The 16,831-nt window shown below is 59.0% G+C and carries 18 protein-coding genes, 1 tRNA gene and 1 pseudogene; 9 read left to right on the forward strand and 11 right to left on the reverse strand.

Annotation, left to right across the window (positions count from 1 at the left end; all coding sequences use genetic code 11):
* Window positions 1-287 precede the first annotated feature (287 nt).
* Genes ACZ9H3_RS02345 through ACZ9H3_RS02355 form a run of 3 tightly spaced genes read left to right on the forward strand, consistent with a single transcriptional unit; the run spans window position 288 to window position 2,678 of the window.
* Window positions 288-1,268: an ATP-binding protein gene (locus tag ACZ9H3_RS02345; RefSeq protein ID WP_476219346.1), complete on the forward strand. Its 981-nt coding sequence runs from the start codon at window positions 288-290 to the stop codon at window positions 1,266-1,268.
* Window positions 1,265-1,951 (forward strand): response regulator, encoded by a 687-nt coding sequence (locus tag ACZ9H3_RS02350; protein ID WP_476219348.1) that lies wholly within the window; start codon window positions 1,265-1,267, stop codon window positions 1,949-1,951. The genes ACZ9H3_RS02345 and ACZ9H3_RS02350 overlap by 4 nt, the downstream gene beginning before the upstream one ends.
* On the forward strand, window positions 1,938-2,678 hold the full coding sequence (locus tag ACZ9H3_RS02355) for a PAS domain-containing protein (protein ID WP_476219350.1): 741 nt from the start codon (window positions 1,938-1,940) through the stop codon (window positions 2,676-2,678). The genes ACZ9H3_RS02350 and ACZ9H3_RS02355 overlap by 14 nt, the downstream gene beginning before the upstream one ends.
* 53 nt (window positions 2,679-2,731) lie before the next feature.
* Here the strand turns inward: ACZ9H3_RS02355 and ACZ9H3_RS02360 are convergent, their stop codons facing one another.
* Window positions 2,732-5,074 carry a DUF1989 domain-containing protein gene (locus ACZ9H3_RS02360; RefSeq protein ID WP_476219352.1) on the reverse strand — a complete coding sequence of 781 codons (2,343 nt, stop codon included), beginning with the start codon at window positions 5,072-5,074 and terminating at the stop codon, window positions 2,732-2,734.
* Between the two features lie 34 nt (window positions 5,075-5,108).
* Window positions 5,109-6,476, reverse strand: coding sequence for an NAD(P)-binding domain-containing protein (locus ACZ9H3_RS02365; RefSeq protein ID WP_102052075.1), 1,368 nt, complete (start codon window positions 6,474-6,476; stop codon window positions 5,109-5,111).
* Between the two features lie 464 nt (window positions 6,477-6,940).
* On the opposite strand from ACZ9H3_RS02365, the pseudogene ACZ9H3_RS02370 reads away from it, so the two are divergent.
* The 5 genes and pseudogenes from ACZ9H3_RS02370 to ACZ9H3_RS02390 all read left to right on the forward strand — a co-directional run.
* Window positions 6,941-7,729, forward strand: a pseudogene (locus ACZ9H3_RS02370) (methyl-accepting chemotaxis protein); the annotation flags it as partial.
* A 128-nt stretch (window positions 7,730-7,857) separates the two neighbouring features.
* The gene (hisI, locus tag ACZ9H3_RS02375; protein WP_065757747.1) at window positions 7,858-8,271 is read left to right on the forward strand and encodes a phosphoribosyl-AMP cyclohydrolase; all 414 of its coding nucleotides are present in this window, start codon (window positions 7,858-7,860) and stop codon (window positions 8,269-8,271) included.
* Window positions 8,268-9,611 (forward strand): dihydroorotase, encoded by a 1,344-nt coding sequence (locus ACZ9H3_RS02380; protein ID WP_476219355.1) that lies wholly within the window; start codon window positions 8,268-8,270, stop codon window positions 9,609-9,611. The genes hisI and ACZ9H3_RS02380 overlap by 4 nt, the downstream gene beginning before the upstream one ends.
* A 165-nt stretch (window positions 9,612-9,776) precedes the next feature.
* Window positions 9,777-10,976 (forward strand): GGDEF domain-containing protein, encoded by a 1,200-nt coding sequence (locus ACZ9H3_RS02385; RefSeq protein WP_476219357.1) that lies wholly within the window; start codon window positions 9,777-9,779, stop codon window positions 10,974-10,976.
* A 152-nt stretch (window positions 10,977-11,128) separates the two neighbouring features.
* Window positions 11,129-11,202, forward strand: a tRNA-Cys gene (locus ACZ9H3_RS02390).
* Between the two features lie 100 nt (window positions 11,203-11,302).
* Here the strand turns inward: ACZ9H3_RS02390 and ACZ9H3_RS02395 are convergent.
* The 9 genes from ACZ9H3_RS02395 to ACZ9H3_RS02435 form a co-directional block, all read right to left on the reverse strand.
* Window positions 11,303-12,367, reverse strand: coding sequence for a tyrosine-type recombinase/integrase (locus ACZ9H3_RS02395; RefSeq protein ID WP_476219359.1), 1,065 nt, complete (start codon window positions 12,365-12,367; stop codon window positions 11,303-11,305).
* 3 nt (window positions 12,368-12,370) lie between these two features.
* Entirely contained in the window at window positions 12,371-12,598 is a 228-nt protein-coding gene (locus ACZ9H3_RS02400; protein ID WP_476219361.1) for a DUF4224 domain-containing protein, read from the reverse strand.
* On the reverse strand, window positions 12,591-13,169 hold the full coding sequence (locus ACZ9H3_RS02405) for a hypothetical protein (RefSeq protein WP_476219363.1): 579 nt from the start codon (window positions 13,167-13,169) through the stop codon (window positions 12,591-12,593). The genes ACZ9H3_RS02400 and ACZ9H3_RS02405 overlap by 8 nt, the downstream gene beginning before the upstream one ends.
* Window positions 13,166-13,717, reverse strand: coding sequence for a 3'-5' exonuclease (locus ACZ9H3_RS02410; RefSeq protein WP_476219365.1), 552 nt, complete (start codon window positions 13,715-13,717; stop codon window positions 13,166-13,168). Before ACZ9H3_RS02410 ends, ACZ9H3_RS02405 begins: the two co-directional genes overlap by 4 nt.
* Entirely contained in the window at window positions 13,714-14,121 is a 408-nt protein-coding gene (locus ACZ9H3_RS02415; protein WP_476219367.1) for a hypothetical protein, read from the reverse strand. The genes ACZ9H3_RS02410 and ACZ9H3_RS02415 overlap by 4 nt, the downstream gene beginning before the upstream one ends.
* A gap of 51 nt (window positions 14,122-14,172) precedes the next feature.
* The gene (locus ACZ9H3_RS02420; protein WP_476219369.1) at window positions 14,173-14,496 is read right to left on the reverse strand and encodes a pyocin activator PrtN family protein; all 324 of its coding nucleotides are present in this window, start codon (window positions 14,494-14,496) and stop codon (window positions 14,173-14,175) included.
* 158 nt (window positions 14,497-14,654) lie between these two features.
* Window positions 14,655-14,939, reverse strand: coding sequence for a phage antirepressor KilAC domain-containing protein (locus ACZ9H3_RS02425; protein ID WP_476219371.1), 285 nt, complete (start codon window positions 14,937-14,939; stop codon window positions 14,655-14,657).
* Between the two features lie 10 nt (window positions 14,940-14,949).
* Complete coding sequence (locus ACZ9H3_RS02430) at window positions 14,950-15,261, reverse strand: hypothetical protein (protein ID WP_476219373.1); 312 nt, start codon at window positions 15,259-15,261, stop codon at window positions 14,950-14,952.
* Between the two features lie 246 nt (window positions 15,262-15,507).
* Entirely contained in the window at window positions 15,508-16,269 is a 762-nt protein-coding gene (locus ACZ9H3_RS02435; protein ID WP_476219374.1) for an XRE family transcriptional regulator, read from the reverse strand.
* A gap of 100 nt (window positions 16,270-16,369) precedes the next feature.
* On the opposite strand from ACZ9H3_RS02435, the gene ACZ9H3_RS02440 reads away from it, so the two are divergent.
* Window positions 16,370-16,609 (forward strand): YdaS family helix-turn-helix protein, encoded by a 240-nt coding sequence (locus ACZ9H3_RS02440; RefSeq protein WP_476219376.1) that lies wholly within the window; start codon window positions 16,370-16,372, stop codon window positions 16,607-16,609.
* Window positions 16,610-16,831: the final 222 nt, after the last annotated feature.

The following is a 16,831-nucleotide window of genomic DNA, read 5'->3' on the forward strand; positions in this document are numbered from 1 at the left end:
GGTCAAGTCGTAAGGTCGCGTGCAACGCTTTGATGCAATCGAGGCCTTCAGGCCTTCTGTTGGTGCGCGCTGTTTCGCCTCGGGCAGCGCCTGCGCCTTGCACGGATGGCTCAGGGCGCTCTTTCCTGTTGGTGGATATAGTTTCCTACAGGGAATTACCTGGCAATTCGCTCATTGGGAGTACCTCTTAAGGGGTAATGCAAAGGGGTACGGAACTTGCTCATTGATTCATCCTGCAATGACACCGCTGTCGGCATGCAGGAGGAGGGTCTTTGACGGATTGTCCAATGAGCGAGTACGCGGCTATCGACCAGAAGGCGTTGGCGTTACTGCAAACCGAGTTGCTGTTTGCCCTGCTGGGTGAAGAGGACGTCAATCTGCTGCTCGAGGGCTTTGTTGCCCAAGCCTCCAGCCTGCTTGTGGGCGCGAGCCTGCACCTGGACCTGCACATGCCGGCCGCGCCCGAAGACGAACGTGCGGTCAACGTTCACGTGCCCGGCCAAGAGGGGCATGGACGGTTGACGATGAGTGTCGTGGAGGTTGCTCCCGAGGGCGCGCGGACGCTGCTGCTGGAGCTTGCCCGCTTTATTGAGCGCGTGTTGCTGCATGCATTCAAAGGCTCCCTGCTATCACCCGGCCAACGTGCAGTACCGCAGTCGATGATTGCCCGGGAATTGCACGATGGGGTCGCTCAGGAGCTGGCCTATCTGTCACTGCAGACCGCTCGGCTGCAGCGTCGTATACAGCAGCCAGACAAGGCCTTGGCCATTGTCGAGGTGCTCAAGGGCGGGCTGTCGAGGTTACAGCGGCAAGTCCGCGAACTGATCAGTGAAGCGCGGCTGACCATGAACGGCAAAACCCTGCGTGAGTCTCTCGGCGAAGCCGTCGAGGAGCTCTCACGGCGCAGCAACATGGTGTTTCATCTGGACAACCGATTGCCCGATGGGCTGTTGTCGGGCGACGTCGAACTGCAACTGCTGCAAATTGTTCGCGAGGCACTGGTCAACGCGCTGCGCCATGCGCGGGCGCGCAATGTCTGGATCAGCCTTGTCCGTGACAATGCCGCCGGGGTGTTGATGCATGTCGAGGATGACGGCATCGGGCTGCAACCGGCTTCACGTGAGGTTGGGCATTTTGGCATGTCCATCATGCAGGAACGGGCGGCGCTGATCGGCGCCGGGTTTGAGGTCGGGGCACGCCAGGGTGGAGGCACTCGCCTGGTGCTGGTGCTCCCAGCTGAGGCATTTTCCTTGAGGAGTCACCCATGAATCACACATCGATCGTCTTGATTGATGACCATCCCTTGTTCCGCCGTGGCCTTTCGGAAATGTTCGCCGACAGCGACGACCATGAAGTGGTCGGGCAGGCGGCGGAAGGGCTGCTGGGGATCGACCTGGTGCTGGGGCTCAAGCCCGATTGCGTCTTGCTCGACCTGCACATGCCTGGCATGACGGGGCTGCAGGTGCTTGAGGAGTTGAACCGGCTCAAGTGTGAATGTCAGGTGATCGTGCTGACGGCCTCGCTTGACCGGGTGGAACTGGTCACCGCGTTGCGCCTCGGGGCTCAGGGCTTCTTGCTTAAAGACACCGATCCCGAGGTGTTGCTCGACTATGTCCGCTGTTGTGGCCGAGGCTCGGCGGTGCTTAACGAGAGCCTGGTGGCCTTGCTCGCGGATGCTTCCGGCACAGCCGTCAGCGATGCGGCAAGCGCGGCCCATGGCCAGTTCGCGGGCCTCACCGAGCGGGAGAAGCAAACCCTCAACCTGCTTGCCCATGGGTTGAGCAACAAACTCATTGCCCGTGACCTGCGGATCAGCGAGGGGACGGTGAAGGTGTACGTGAAGAACCTGATGCGCAAATTGCAGATGCGCTCACGCCTTGAATTGGCGGCCTGGGTTCACCAGAACTGTGCCACCCAGTTTGTCGGAGGGAGGACGAATGCCGTTCACTGAGTTCGCGAGCGTGGCCAACCTGCTGGATGACTTTCCTGTCGCGCTGGTGGTGCTCGATGGCGAGGCACGGATCATCGGGCACAACGCCCACTGGTCACAGCGCATGACGCCGACGGTCGGCAGCCTGCTCAGCGATGCGGTTCACCATGAAGACCAAGGGCTGTGGCAGGCCTTCATCGCCCGTTGGCAAACGCCAGAACCCGTAGCGCAATCCCTTGAGCTGCGGCTGATCGATCAGGGCAACGGGTTGCTCTGGTGTGAGGTGTCTTGCCGGTTCAAGGCCGGCTGTGCCCTGTTGTCGTTTCAAGACCGCACCTCTCGGCGTCAGCAGGAAATTCAATTGCTGGCCAGTCATCGCAGTGCCAGCGACCTGTTGCACAACTTGCCGTTCATGATTTATCGCGGCCGGATCAATCGTGAGTGGAGCATGGAGTTCGTCAGTCGAGGGTGTGAGCAACTCACCGGTTTCAGCGCGCAAGCTATCGAGGACCGGGACGCCGGCGGCTATGGTCGGCTGATCTTGCCGGAGTACGCTGATTACATCTGGTATGGCGTACAAACCGCATTGCTCCGGCGCGAACCGTATTCGCTGACGTATCAGATCCGTTGCGCCGATGGCACGGTCAAGTGGGTGCAGGAAGAGGGCACGGGCATTTTCACCGATGGCGGCGAGGTGCTGGGTATCGAAGGCGCGATTTTTGAGGTGCGGCCAGTCGCCGCTGGCTAGCCAGCGGCGATGGACCTTGTGGCGTCGGTAGGTGTTCCGGTGAGCGTGCCGGGTCAGGCGCGCACGCGGCTCTTGTCCGGGTCATAGAAGATCGGCGCACAGACCGTAGCGTCGATGCGTTTTTGCAAACCATCGACTTTACCCACCTGCAGCGCTTGGCCAGGCTCCGCGTAGGCCACATCCACCCGACACAGGGCAATGTTGCTGGCCAGCAATGGCGAGCGACAGGCGCTGGTGATAACACCGACCTGCGCGCGCCCGTGGTACACGCCATCACCATGATGAGCCACTTCATTGCCTTGCAGTGTCAGCCCGACCAGTTTGTGCGTGGGATGCGCACTGCGCCGCAGCAAGGCCTCACGGCCAATAAAGTCATCGGTCTTGCTCTTGAGTGGCACACTGAAACCGATACCGGCCTCGAACGGATCGGTTTGGTCGGTGAACTCGTAGCCCGCAAAAATCAGCCCGGCCTCGATGCGCAACATGTCCAGGGCCTCCAGCCCCAGGGGCACGATCCCCAGGGGTTGGCCCAGGGCCCAGATACGGTCCCAGATCTGTTCCGCATCCTGCGGTGCGCACCATACTTCGTAGCCCAGTTCGCCGGTGTAGCCGGTACGGGAAACCATGACCGGGCAGCCGTCGAAACCGTCCAGGCGTCCGACCAGAAAGCGGAACCAGCCCAAAGCGTCCAGCCCGGGTTGAGTGGCGGGTGTCCAGATCATCTGTTTAAGCAGCTCACGGCTCAGCGGGCCTTGCACCGACAGGTTGTGGATCTTCTCGCTGGCGGACTTGACCCAGACTTTCATGCCGAGCTTTTGCGCCTGTTCGCGTAGCCATACCCCGGCGTACTCTTCGCCGCAGATCCAGCGGAAATTGTCCGGGCCAAGGCGCAGCAATGTGCCGTCGTCGAGCATGCCGCCATGCTCATGGCACATGGCCGAGTAGACCACTTGGCCCACCGCCAGGCGCCTGATGTCGCGGGTCAGGCAGTACTGCAGCAACGCCTCGGCGTCGGGGCCCAGGATCTCGAATTTACGCAGTGCAGTCAGGTCCATGACGGCAACGCGCTCACGGCAGCCGTAGTACTCGTCGATTGCCCCAAAACCATCGAAGCGCAGCGGCAGCCAACAGTTGCGGTAATTGGTAAAGCTGCCGGTCAAGGCGCTGGTGCGGGAGTGGAATGCTGTCTCTTGGGTCAGCACCGGGTCGGCATCCGCCGTTTTTCGATTGGCCATGGCGATAGAGAATCGTTCCTTGTCGGCGTATACACGAATATGGATATCGGTCGGGTTCCAGCCGTTGGCCGGGTCGATGTCATCGGGGCAGGAGGAACTGGCACAGATCAGGTCGTTCATGGCCCGCATCAGGACGTAGTCACCCGGCCGCGACCAAGGCTCATCCATGACCATCTGTTGATGGGCGTCGATGGCCGTATTGAAAAAGAAGTTGATCGCCGGCCAGCCGCTGCGAGCCTGTACACCATGAGCCTGCAGGGCACGGCTGAGGTTGTCGCTGCAGTTGTCATGAGCAAAATAGCCATGGCTTTCGTAGTAGCGTGCGGTGCAGGCCAGGGCAAAGGCGTCGTGACGGCCGACCGTATCGCGCACAACCTCAAGCATGGGCCGCATCTGCCGGTCGAAGAACTTGGCGAACAACCCAGGGGCTGGATAGGCATTGCCGTTCAGGGTGCGGGTAACGGTCTGGTCGAGGGCGAATTCCAGGCCCTTGTCCAAGTCTCGACGGTTCAGGGCAACGAAGTCCGAGGACTGGCGCCCGGCGACATCAATGACCTGGATGTACTGCCCCTTGCTCACGGCATAGCTGCGGGCGCTACCGGCAGGCAAGGTGAATTCGTCCACCAGGTCGGCCAGCGGTTCTGGCAGCGTGGGCACATGGACCAACGAGGGATTGGCACGATGCACCCGTATCCGCAGTTCACTGGGCGTTTGCTGGGCGTCCACTGACGTTGCGTGAGCCGGCGCGGCAATGATCAGCAGCAGTGGCTCGCCAAGGGTGAACTGGCGACTGTAGCCTGCCGCCGAGTCGATGCTCCACAGCATCCCTGCGCCAGGCAGGCGCTGGGTGTCGAAGCCACGTTTGGTGAGTGCCTGCAGTATGCGCTGTACCTGTCGGCTATTGCCTGCCAGCGCCTGTTGGATAAAGCCGAAACCGCTGCCAGCGATCAGCCCCAGGCTCGCCAACGCTGGGTTGATCCTGGTGCTGAAGGCCATGACCTCGCAGGACTGGAGGCCCTCGACATCAGTTATCTGCAGGGTATCGCCCGGGCCCAGCTCGACCAGTGTCAGGCCGCCGCCGTTGACCCGGTAGTGCTCGGTCGCCGCTGTCTGTGTGAGCAGCCCGGGTTCCCATGGTCGTGAAATACGCGGTGCTTGCATGCCGCTTCTCCTGTGTCCTGAGTACCTGAGCGGCTTAGCTGGCGGATTTGACGGTAACGTGTGGCTCGCTGAGGTAGGCCTCCATTGAGTCGTCCAGCGCCTCGAGCCAGGGGGTATGGTGGGGTGGTGACTGGGTGCCGGTCATCAGCGAGCGATAGGACTTATCACGGTAGCCCATGATGTTGGTCGCTTTGTCGTGCTTCCATTGCAGGAAGGTTTCGTTCACTGCCGGGATATCGAAGCTTGGGTAGTCCGTTGCGTCCACCAGTTGCTGGATGTACGCCCCCTGGTACTCGAACATTTGCTGGTTGGTTTGCAGCTCGGCTTCGCGTGCTTGCCATTGCAGGCAGTCGGCGTTGCGGGTGGCTGCGTCAGGCAAGGCGATACGCTGCAGGATCACATCGCGCGCATACCAGGCTTGAGCATCAAACATGTTGAAGGAGTACCACTGGTCCTGCATCCCGAGGTAGATCAGCTTCGGGTTGGGTTCCCAGAAGATCCCCTTGTAGAGATTGCGCGGCCAAAGGCGGTTGTCAGTTTTCAGACTCAGCGATTCAGGCAGGAACGGGAAGTGGTGCTTGTACCCGGTGCACAGAATCACCGCGTCGATCGGCTTGCTGGTGCCGTCGATAAAGTAGGCCCGGTCGTTCTCCAGGCGTTGCAGCAGGGGCTTTTCTTCCCAGTTCGATGGCCAGTTGTAGCCCATGGGCGACGTACGATAGCAACTGGTGATACTGCGGGCGCCATACTTGTAGCACTGCGACCCAATGTCCTCGGCAGAGTAGCTGCTACCGACAATCAAGAGGTTCTTGTCTTTGAATTCCAGTGCTTCGCGGAAGTCATGGGCATGCAGAATACGCCCGGCAAAATGTTCAAAACCTGGGAAGTAGGGGACTATTGGCGTCGAGAAGTGCCCACAGGCATTGATCACGTAATCAAATTCTTCCAGGGTCTCGGTATCGTTCTGGTAGTCATGGGCCAGAACGGAGAAGCGCTGAGTGTGCTCATCGAAGCTGACCTGACGCACCACCGTGTTGAAGCGGATGTAATCGCGTACGCCGGCTTTCTCGACGCGGCCCTTGATGTAGTCCCATAGGACTTCACGGGGAGGGTAAGAGGCGATTGGTCGGCCAAAATGCTCTTCAAAGGTGTAGTCGGCAAACTCCAGGCACTCTTTCGGCCCGTTCGACCAGAGGTAGCGGTACATGCTGCCGTGGACCGGCTCGCCGTTTTCATCCAGGCCGGTGCGCCAGGTGTAGTTCCACATGCCGCCCCAGTCTTGTTGCTTTTCGAAGCAGACCAGTTCGGGAATGGCAGCGCCTTTGTCCCGAGCCGATTGAAACGCCCGAAGTTGTGCCATGCCGCAAGGGCCTGCACCAATAATTGCAACGCGTGAGTTCATGGGTGTGCCTCTTAGTCCGAATTGACATCAGCGTGTTCCGCATCAGTGATGCGATAATTCCTGTCCGGAAAAATACTTGCCCAAAAGGAATCTCTGCTCAATCCGGAAAAAGAGGTATGCCTAAAGAGGTAGCTTGATAGAAACCACTGGCGATATACCCACAAAGAGGTATCTGTGTGGCGCGAAGCCCCTTGTTATAGTCCGACAGGCGTTTGCTCACCCGCGCACTCGCCAGAACAACGCGAGCGTAGTGTTCACTGTCAGGAGAAGTCGCCATGTGGTTCAGACATTCCGCAACCGCGCTGGCCGTTGAACTTACCCGCATGATGAAGTGCCTGTTGGTCGAACAACCGGCAGATATCAATCAGGCCGTGGGGTTGAAGCGTCAACCTGAATTGCTTGCCGTTTTTCAGGCATTGAGCGAGCAATGGCACGCTCATCTGCAGTGGCAGCGTCAGGCTGCCATGGTGCCGACGGCGCCTTGCAGCGCTGAAGACTATCAGCGTTTGCTCGGGCAATTGGCCGATGTCGAGCATCAGCGTCTTGATCTTGAGGCCGAGTTGGCGCATTGCCGCGAAGAACGGGCGGCAACGGCCGAGGTGCAAAATCGTCGGGTAGAAGATGAGCAGGCGTGGGCGCTCACCAGGCAGGCGCTGACAGAGGGGTGTTGGGACCTCACGGTCGTTAATGGTGATGCTGATCATCCGAAGAACATAATCCGGTGGTCTGACCAGTTTCGCCAGCTTATCGGCTACAGCCCTGAAGAGTTCGCAGATGGTTGGGACAGTTTTTTTGCCGTTGCGCAGCCGCAGGACCTGAAAAATGTCATGCGGGTGTTTGCTGAGTGCACGGCCAAAAACTCGGCTCAGTCTACCTACACCGTTGAATACCGCATGCGTCACAAAACCCGCGGTGAAACCTGGTACCGCGAGCGTGGTTGTTGCCTGCGCGATGCTCAAGGTGTGTTGCTCAGGGTGGTGGGTGCGGTACGTGACATCAGTGACGAGAAGGCTGCTGAAGCACTGCGTACCCGTGAGCAAGACACGATAAGGAACACCTATGGAGAAATCGCCAAGGTGGCAGGTGCGATCAAGGGGATTGCCGAACAGACCAACCTGTTGGCACTGAACGCGGCCATCGAAGCCGCCCGTGCTGGTGAGCAGGGGCGCGGTTTTTCTGTGGTGGCCGATGAGGTTCGCAACCTGGCCAAGCGTACCCAGGAGTCGGTGCAGCAGATTCAGACGATGCTCAAACGAGACGAGTGAACCACCATCACCTGCGCGTGGGCTAGACAGTCGTCATACGCAGTGATGCGGTGTAGAGGCACTTGGAATGTTAATGTTATAAGATAACATTTGTTTCCGGAATCAGGTGCCTCAGCATGTCGCTTCTCGCGTTGGAGAAGGCCCCGGCGGGCTTTCGTTACCCCCTTTCACAAGCACTCGATGCCCTTCCCTGGAATGAGCAGGGCTTGATTGCGGCCATTGCACAGCAGCATGACACGGGCCAGGTGCTGATGCTGGCCTGGATGAACCGTACGGCATTGGAGCAAACCCTGGCCACCGGGCGGGTGAGTTACTGGTCGCGTAGTCGTCATCAGCTGTGGCGCAAGGGCGATACGTCCGGGCATGTCCAGCAATTGATCGAAGCGCGTCTGGACTGCGATGGCGATGCCATCCTGCTGCAGGTGGAGCAGCACGGGCCTGCCTGCCATACCGGGCGCCCAAGCTGTTTTTACAATGTGATTTGCGGTCAGCAGATCGAAGTACAGGGTGCGCCGGGAGGTCAGCCGTGAGCAGTGTGCTGATCCGTAATGCTCGCTTGGTCAATGAAGGGCGCATCATCGACGCTGACCTGCTGGTTGCCCATGGCCGTATCGAAAAGATCGCGGGCAGCATTCAGGGGCGCAACGCCAGTGTGGAAATCGACGCCGCCGGGCAATGGTTGCTGCCCGGCATGATCGACGACCAAGTGCATTTTCGCGAACCTGGCGCACCGCACAAGGCCAGCATCGCCAGCGAGTCACGCGCCGCCGTGGCCGGTGGTATCACCAGCTACATGGACATGCCCAATACCCGCCCGGCAACGCTGGACCTGAACGCGCTGGCCGACAAGAAGTCCCGCGCTGCGCGCAGTTCGGTGGCCAACTACGGCTTTCACTTTGGCGTCAGCAAGGACAACCTTGAGACGGTAGCCCGCCTTGACCCGCGTGAGGTGGCGGGGGTGAAGGTGTTCATGGGCGCGTCTACCGGCGACATGCTGGTCGATGACCCGTTGCTGCTGGAGCGGCTGTTCGCCTGTGTGCCGACCGTGTTGTTGGCCCATTGCGAGCACACGCCGTCGATTCTTGCCAATGAAGCACAGTTTCGCGCGCGCTACGGTGACCTTATCAGCCCCGCGCTGCACCCGCAGATTCGCAATGTCGAGGCCTGTTTTCGCTCATCAAGCCTGGCGGTGGAGCTGGCGCGGCGTTTTGGTACGCGGCTGCACGTGCTGCACCTGAGCAGCGCCCGTGAGCTGGCACTGTTCGAGGACAAGCCGCTGGCTGAAAAGCACATCAGCGCCGAAGTCTGTGTGCATCACCTGGTGTTCGACGACCGTGACTATCCAGCGTTGGGCAACCGCATCAAGTGCAACCCCGCGATCAAGTCACAGGCGGACCGCGATGCCTTGCGCCAGGCCTTGTTGGGCAATCGCCTGGACGTGATCGGCACTGACCATGCCCCGCACACCCTTGAGGAGAAAAGCGTGCCTTACAGTCAGGCACCGTCCGGCCTGCCTTTGGTGCAGCACGCGTTGCCAGCGCTGCTGGAACTGGTTGAGCAAGGCTTACTGCCGCTGACGCGTCTGGTGGAAAAGACCAGCCATGCCGTCGCTGAGTTGTTCGCGATTTCGGAGCGGGGTTACCTGCGCGAAGGTTACTGGGCGGACTTGGTGCTGATCGAGCGCCTGGCGCAGCCGCGCGCGGTCGACCTCGATCCGTTGCTTGCCCATTGCCAATGGACGCCGTTCAGCGGTCGAGCGTTTCATCACCGTGTGGCCACCACCCTGGTTTCGGGACAGTTGGCCTGGCACCAGGGCCGCCTGTTCGATGATTGCCAGGGCCTGCCGCTGTCTTTCACCCCTCGCCGGTAAATGCCCCTGAGAGGCGTGGATAGAGGCTGTGCTTGAGGCTAGTCACTGGCGGCCAGCCTTCGACCCTGAGTAGCATGACGCCGGCAAGACTTGCCAGCATGGCGGTGTAAGCGCAAGCTCTGGCGCTTATGCGGTATCCCCACCTCAAGGACGCAGTGAACTGCCATGGTCGCGCATACGCCAACGTTGTTTGCCTCCGTTGCCCTTGTGGCAACCATCATGGCGTTCTGCTTGATTCTCGTGGCCCAGTACAACCAGCGTGACGGTGTATTGACCACCGGGGTCGGCTTGCTTGCCCATGCGGCTGCCTATGTCTGCTACACCCTCTACGGGCACGGCCCTTTGTGGCTCACCTATGGCGCGGCCAACACCTTGTTGTCGATTGCACTGGGTTACTACGCCATCAGCATCTTCCGGATTCGTGACCTGACGGTGCCCTGGCTTCGCGTGTTCAGCCTGCCGCTAGTCATGCTGGTGTCGATGGCGCTGCTGATCGACACCCTGGAACTGCGCATGTTGGCGGCATCGCTGGTGCTGATCCTGCAATGCCTGTTGATTGTTTGTCTGGCTTACCGGTACAGCGAGCCCGGGGGCAGGGCGCAGGTCTTGCTGATTATCGGCGGGAGCATCAGCCTGATCGGCCTGGGCATGCGTGTGGTGGCGATCCTGCTCGGTGGCGCAGCCGAGATGCAATATAACGTCAGCAACCTGACGCAAACCATTTCCGTGAGTATCGGGACGGCGACGGTGATGATGTACTCACTCGGCCTGGTGTTGCTGTCGAAGGAGCGCAGCGAGTCGAAGCTGCAGCACATGGCCCATCGTGATGTCTTGACCGGCATGCTCAATCGACGGGCGATCCTGGAGCGGTTTGCGGACGAACTGGAGCGCGCGTATCTGGCCCGGGCCAGCCTGGCGGTGGCGATGATCGACATCGACCACTTCAAGCAGATCAATGACATTCACGGTCACCTTGTTGGTGACTCGGTGCTTGTCCATTGTGCGCGGCACTTGAAGAAACGTCTGCGTCATGCGGACATCATTGGCCGTTACGGCGGCGAGGAATTCCTCGTGCTGCTGCCGTCCACCGATGCCGAGGGCGCGCTGGCCGTTCTCGACGCACTGCGTATGTCATTGGCGAGGGCACCGGCGGTGGTCGATGGGCTGAGTATCCCGGTGTGCTTCAGTGCCGGCGTGTGGTGCGGCACTCCCGAGCCAGGAGACAGCACGGCGAACCTGATTGCCAGGGCCGATGTCGCCCTCTATGAGGCCAAAGCCTCCGGTCGAAACACGGTGCGGTTGGCACCTGTTGTACTAGAAGCCTCGGCAGGCTATGCCCGCGACAGTGTTCAGGCACCCGGTTAGCGCGCTTAGAAGAAAAAATGTGAACAAGGGGTTGCCAAGGTCAAAAAACGAGTACATAATCCCGCTCACTCCACAGGGAGTCAGCAAAAACTCTTTAGATAACAAAGAGTTGAAGCGAGTTTGAAGCAGCGATAGCAGCTTCGGACATTTGAGGCCGAGTAGCAAAGTGGTTATGCTCCGGATTGCAAATCCGTCTACGCCGGTTCGATTCCGACCTCGGCCTCCATATTTGAAAGCCCCGCAGATTAACGTCTGCGGGGCTTTTTCGTTGTGGGCTGGAACGCAAAGTGTTCCGCAACTTTTGCCATGTGTTCCGCAACTCAGCCCTACCGAGTAGGGCTGACGATCTCTCCGACGCGCCTGTAAACGTCTTTTGTGATCTTCTCTTTCGAGTGCCCCAGCAGCCTGCTGGCATGGCTGATGTCCTCAATTTCAGAAGCCGCTTTCGGGCGTATGTCCTTGAACATGAACTTGCGGATCCGGTCGGCTAGCTCTCGATCTCCGGCGTGTTCGATCTGTGCTGCTGCGCGTTCACGGGCCTCACTGAATCGGTTTCTCAGCATTTCCCAGCTCATGCGCAAGCCTGACTGGTTGGTGATCAGGCGCGAACTCTTGATGCCGGCCAGTGCTCGCCGCTCCAGCAGATCGTCGATGAACCGTCCCAGGCCGGAAGGTTGGTCCCCGTCGGTTAACCGAATACGAAGCCGCTTGTCTGTTTTGTTTTGTCCGACGAACAAGTACTCGTCGGTCAGGTCGGCAGTCGATACCTTGAGCGTGTCGGCGGGGCGTTGACCTGTCAGGTAGGCAAGGTCCATGGCGTCCTTCAGCTCTTGAGCGGCTTCACTGTAAACGGCGTCCCATACCTGGTCGGTAGCGTAGTAGTCGCGCACCTTTTCCTTGTTTCGACGGACCTTAAGGCAGGGGTTCCTGTCTGCAAAACCCCATTCAACGGCAATCGTAAAGACGTGCGAAAGCAGTGCGATCTCTCGGTTCGCCCTTGTCTTGGCAGAGCGGGCATCGCGATACTGGGCAACCACTGGTGGCGTAATCGACTCGATTGGGGCCTCATCAAACGCCTTTCTTAGGTTCTTCAGTTCGTAGCCATTGTCTTTCTGGGTGCGGGGCTTCTTGGTCGGAATGATTTCTCGCTCGTAGCGATCAAACAGCTCTCGCATCAAGCTCATTACCTTCGGCATGGCTTTCTGCTCGAGCCTTGCCCACTCAAGCTTGGCCTCAGCCAAGTCCTGTCCCAGAGGTATTTCGACACGCCTGCCTTCTGCATCTCGGCCGCAGTAGTAGTAAGCCACCCAGAGCTTCCCGCTCTTTCTCTTTCTGGCCCGCCGGATCATTCGCTCCGGCAGGTCTCGATTTTCCTTTTTCCTCTTGCGCATTCGTTACCCCACCCGCGACAGATCTAATGTCCAGGTGTCCGCCACAGCATTGGCTGCTGAAGGCTTTACACCAGCAAGCTTCAGGCGGGCATAGACCCTGCCTACAATCGGGCGTCTCGCTCTGTTCAGCGCGTACTGCCAGCCGTTGTTTGTTAGCCAGGTGATCTGTTTTGAAGGCTTCTGGTACCCAGTAATTGCGGCCACTTCTTCTTCGTCCAGGGTCTCATTCATAGGGCCTCCGGTTATCAATGGCGAGACTGAGAGGTCGCGCAGCGGCTTGTAGTGGCAAGAACCCTGCTGCTTGAAGCGCACCATAGATGCCCTGAGCCATTTGCTCGGTAGTGGCAAATGAGCCTGATGGGGTGCTCAGCGTTCTATCAATTGCGTTGGAAATGCAGGCCTTGATGACGGTCGCCTGCAGGGGTGAGAGGCTGTTCCCATCTGTTGCTGACTGCTTATACCCCTTAGCAAGCTGCGCGGGCGGGCAATTTGAAGCGATCAGCGTTGGCTCTGCAGGCCCCGCCTCGCGCAGCGTTTCGTGGGGTATAGGTGCCTTCGCGGTGCTGATGGGAGGGGAAATAATGCCTGCTGCTGCGCAGCAGAGGCTCTTTGTTTTTTGCGCGTCGACGCATGCTGCTTCACGGAGAAAAGCGGGGGCGCGGGTGGAGTTTACCTGGGCGAACGCGTGCCCGCTTTCCACCGAGGTCTGGATCGGTGTCTGTCTCGGTGCGATGGCGCGTGCATGTCCTGCGCAAGGCGAAGAGTCGAAGAGCAAGCCGGTGTGGTGGTGGGCCTGGTTCATTCTATTGCTCCCACCTGCAGTGTTTGATGTAACTTCAACGCCACAAGCAGTTGCTTGGCCTCATGGAGGGCATCGTCGAGGGCGTAGTGTTTGGTGCCCTCAAACGCTATCGCCTTGGCTTCGGGGTAGAGAGCCAGCAAAGTGCGAAGGTCGCGGTCGTTCCAGAAGTGCCATAGGTTGCCCATGCCGCAGGCTTCAAGGGCGCTGCGCACGATGACGTTGTCGAAGCTGCTACCGTTGCCCCACACCAGAGCTTTGTCTTCTGTGATGAATCTCTCCAGCGCGGTCATTCCCACGGCAAGCAGCACCGAATTCTGACTACCGTCCACCTCGGCGCGGGCGGCGGCATCCTGCTTCAGCCACCATGTCACTGTGCTGGCATCCATAAGCAGGCCGGCCTGCAGCGAAGACTCCAGGCATACACGCCGATAGAGGCTGTCTGTGATGGTGCCTTGCTCGATGCGCACGCACGCAATTGCCACGATAGCGGCACGCGGACCTTTGCCCATTGTTTCAAGGTCGAGTACGTAATGGGTCGAGTTGATCATGCAGCGACCTCCTGCTCGGCGGGCTTCAGCAAATGAGCGATGGCGAGGGTTTCTTCGCGCAGGCGGCGTGCGTCGCGCTCGAGCTTTTTGCCTGTCTTGAAAGCACTCCAGGTTTCGGCGGCTATGCGTAGTGTCTCGGCGATCTCCAGCATCGAGCGACGGTGCTGCTCCTGCAGCGCACTTGCGTCCTTGAGTGTCTTGGCGTGGGCGGCGAGGTGTTGGTGGTCTTTGCGCAAGAACTCCAGAGCCGCCTTTAGGTCTCTGTGGGTGGCTTGGTGAGCGCGGTTGCTTTCGAGCGTGCCTCGCTTGCGGCCTTCTTGGCGACCAAGCCAGTAGGCGTAGGCGAACAGCCCGATAACGAACGCGCTGATGGCGGCGAGGGCGATGACCTGTTGGGTGGTCATGGGTCTTACTCCTTGTGGTGTGCTGGCCGGTGGTGGCGGCCATTGCTGTGGTTACTGCTGTGGTTCGATCTCAGCTGGTAATCGCGCCTGCTCTTCATCGGCCTGGTAAGCGCGAATGTCGATCAGGGCTGCGATATGGCGTATGTGGACGTACTTCTGTGCCTTGCGGCTGGGGTCCAGAGTAGTAACGGGAAGGGGGATTCTTCCGTTGCTCAACTGCTCGGCAAATGACTGCTCATTCAGGTTGCGGAAGTACTGCACCCGCAGCTTGTCGAGGGGTATCAGTACGTCCCCAAAGGTGCGGTAGAGCATTTCCATGGTGGCCGGCTCGGGGGCCGGCATGAGGCGTAATGGGGATTGGTTGTTAGTGCTCATTCGGCTTCGGGCTCTCCCTGCGCTTGTGTCGGGACGGATGATTCCAGGCAATTTCACAGTGCTTCTTCACTAGATCACGCCACTCTTCGGGAACCTCAAGGAGCGCAGCGTTGCGCTCCTCTCGGGTCCGTAGGGCAAGAATCTGGGCCGCGTACTGCCTAGGCCGCATGGCGGCTGTTCTCTGGTGTTGGTGGCAGCTTCAGATCTAAGTGTTCAGCCAGCCATGCAATGCCTGCCTGCTTCACCCGTGTGGACTGGCTGTACTGCATGCCCGCCTCGGGGTGGAACCAGTGACCTTCTTTGGCTCGCAGGTATTCACGGTCGCGTGTTGGATAGCGGGGCAGGTTGCGGGCATCGAGCAGTTGCTTATCGCGCATGAGCTTGATGAGCGTTGGTCGGCTGATTCCGAAGTATTTCGCCGTCTGGGCAAGGTTCCGTTCCATGGCTCACTCCCTACGCTGCTGCGCTGATCTGGTCGCGGGTGAGGGCGATACCTGCGGTGTCGAGCCAGCCATTGGCGATGGCTTCAAGATGGTCGGCCACGCGGTTTGCATTCGACTTGGCGTTGAGGGGCAGGGCAATGCTGTTCAGTGTCGAGCCCATGCGGATGACAATGTGTATCTCGCCGGCTCCGCGCTCGGTATCAATGGTGGCTTGCACCGAGTTGCCGGTCGCCTTGTTGTAGAGCGTATGGTTGAAGTGCCCGGTGAGGTTCATCTGTGCTTTCAGGCGAATGAAGGAGGGCTGGCTGAGTGTGAAGGTCATGCCGCGTGCCCTCCGTCGTTTGGACCAATCGGGCGCGGATAGGCTTGCGAGGTGCGTTTGGTGGTGACAAACGCACAGCCGCTTTGCCGCGCAAGGCGGCGAATTTCAAAGATCAGGACGGGATTGGCAGCGGCCGGATGGACGTGCAGTGATGCTGTGGTGTGCATGGTTTTGCCTCACTCTGTGGTGGAAGAGTGAGGCAAAATTAGCAACAGCTAAATTTTATTGCAATAGCAAATGCTAAATTTAGATGTCCAGATACTTGGATGGTTTGAGAATCGCTGCTACGTAGTGGATGTTCTCGATCAACTGCTCATCCAGGAAGAGTGGGGGATAGCCATCGCTAATGCTATCCAGGCGGTACTGGCCGTCACGGTGGTAGATGAACTCCTTCACCATTGAGCGCCCGTCAGTTGTTCTGATCAGTACTTCATCCCCTGTCCGATAAGGATGGTTGGGTTCGATCAGTACAAACTCACCATTTTTGATCCGTGGGTGCATGCTGTTGCCCACCACCTTCAGCCCGTAGGCGTTAGGGTCGGAGCTCACTATATCGATATAGCCATCTCCATGGCCTGCAGGGTAGTCAAGGGCATCAAAGTACCCATCTGTTCCAAGCATCGCTTTTCCTACAACTGGTACGGGGGCAGGGCGCTGGTATTTGGCGCTCTCACGATCTACCGCAACACGCTGAGCGGTTTCGTTAATTGTTGCGTTAAAAAAGGCTGGATGGGGAAGGGTTGGCGGCTTCAGCCCGAGATGCAGCCATCTCCGGGTAACAAAATCTTGATCTTCGGTGCTGTAGCTCCCGGTAATCAATAGGTCGGAAGGAATCTCCAGCTTCTTTGCGAGGTTCGTGGCGGCACGATCTCCAATGCGACGATGACCGTTCAGCATTTGTGACAAATGAGATGCGTCAACGTCGGCGTGCGCTCCGGCGAAGTCTTTGAGCTGGTTCTCGCCGATCAGGGCTCTGAGGATGGTCAGTCGTTTTTCATAGATATCCATCGCTGAATCATGTCGCTCCTATTAGCAAATTGTAAATTACGTTTTGCTATTGTCGGTCGAGTTAGCATTTGCTAATCTTGGTCGCGCATTGGAGGTGAATATGAATCTTCTTGAGTACATCAAGATCCTGGACTCGCTAGGGGTTGAGGATCTGGCGAAGCGGTGCGGTACGTCTGCAGGTCAAATAAGGCAGGTCGCATATGGTAATAGGCGTGCTAACGCACAACTCGCAATTGCAATTGATAAGGCCACATCTGGACGAGTGCCCTGTGAGGACCTGCGTCCGGACATCGATTGGCAGTACCTGCGTGATTCCGTCGCACCAGTTCAAGCAGCATAGAAAAAAGGCGACCCAAGGGCCGCCCAGTTTCCCCCGGTAGTACCACCACAGTACTACCGGGCCGCGTGATAGGTAGGCGGGCACACCACATGCAACCGCTTTCCTTGACCGCGTGATCCAGGCACGGATGCCTGGGTGTTGCCGCCTTTCTCCACCACAGATAGGGCGGCTGTTGCGCCAGAGGTGAGCGACGGATCGTTCGCCTCGGCACGGTGCCGGTTT

The sequence above is a fragment of the Pseudomonas sp. TE3910 genome (assembly GCF_056279025.1).

What these genes read in the sequence shown, in the direction of transcription:
- ACZ9H3_RS02410 (WP_476219365.1), bottom strand. Translation starts at nt 13,717, where the DNA reads ATGATCAACTCGACCCATTACGTACTCGACCTTGAAACAATGGGCAAA.
- ACZ9H3_RS02365 (WP_102052075.1), bottom strand. Translation starts at nt 6,476, where the DNA reads ATGAACTCACGCGTTGCAATTATTGGTGCAGGCCCTTGCGGCATGGCA.
- ACZ9H3_RS02360 (WP_476219352.1), bottom strand. Translation starts at nt 5,074, where the DNA reads ATGCAAGCACCGCGTATTTCACGACCATGGGAACCCGGGCTGCTCACA.
- ACZ9H3_RS02405 (WP_476219363.1), bottom strand. Translation starts at nt 13,169, where the DNA reads ATGAACCAGGCCCACCACCACACCGGCTTGCTCTTCGACTCTTCGCCT.
- ACZ9H3_RS02420 (WP_476219369.1), bottom strand. Translation starts at nt 14,496, where the DNA reads ATGAGCACTAACAACCAATCCCCATTACGCCTCATGCCGGCCCCCGAG.
- ACZ9H3_RS02425 (WP_476219371.1), bottom strand. Translation starts at nt 14,939, where the DNA reads ATGGAACGGAACCTTGCCCAGACGGCGAAATACTTCGGAATCAGCCGA.
- hisI (WP_065757747.1), top strand. Translation starts at nt 7,858, where the DNA reads ATGTCGCTTCTCGCGTTGGAGAAGGCCCCGGCGGGCTTTCGTTACCCC.
- ACZ9H3_RS02355 (WP_476219350.1), top strand. Translation starts at nt 1,938, where the DNA reads ATGCCGTTCACTGAGTTCGCGAGCGTGGCCAACCTGCTGGATGACTTT.
- ACZ9H3_RS02440 (WP_476219376.1), top strand. Translation starts at nt 16,370, where the DNA reads ATGAATCTTCTTGAGTACATCAAGATCCTGGACTCGCTAGGGGTTGAG.
- ACZ9H3_RS02400 (WP_476219361.1), bottom strand. Translation starts at nt 12,598, where the DNA reads ATGAATGAGACCCTGGACGAAGAAGAAGTGGCCGCAATTACTGGGTAC.
- ACZ9H3_RS02350 (WP_476219348.1), top strand. Translation starts at nt 1,265, where the DNA reads ATGAATCACACATCGATCGTCTTGATTGATGACCATCCCTTGTTCCGC.
- ACZ9H3_RS02430 (WP_476219373.1), bottom strand. Translation starts at nt 15,261, where the DNA reads ATGACCTTCACACTCAGCCAGCCCTCCTTCATTCGCCTGAAAGCACAG.
- ACZ9H3_RS02395 (WP_476219359.1), bottom strand. Translation starts at nt 12,367, where the DNA reads ATGCGCAAGAGGAAAAAGGAAAATCGAGACCTGCCGGAGCGAATGATC.
- ACZ9H3_RS02415 (WP_476219367.1), bottom strand. Translation starts at nt 14,121, where the DNA reads ATGACCACCCAACAGGTCATCGCCCTCGCCGCCATCAGCGCGTTCGTT.
- ACZ9H3_RS02435 (WP_476219374.1), bottom strand. Translation starts at nt 16,269, where the DNA reads ATGGATATCTATGAAAAACGACTGACCATCCTCAGAGCCCTGATCGGC.
- ACZ9H3_RS02385 (WP_476219357.1), top strand. Translation starts at nt 9,777, where the DNA reads ATGGTCGCGCATACGCCAACGTTGTTTGCCTCCGTTGCCCTTGTGGCA.
- ACZ9H3_RS02345 (WP_476219346.1), top strand. Translation starts at nt 288, where the DNA reads ATGAGCGAGTACGCGGCTATCGACCAGAAGGCGTTGGCGTTACTGCAA.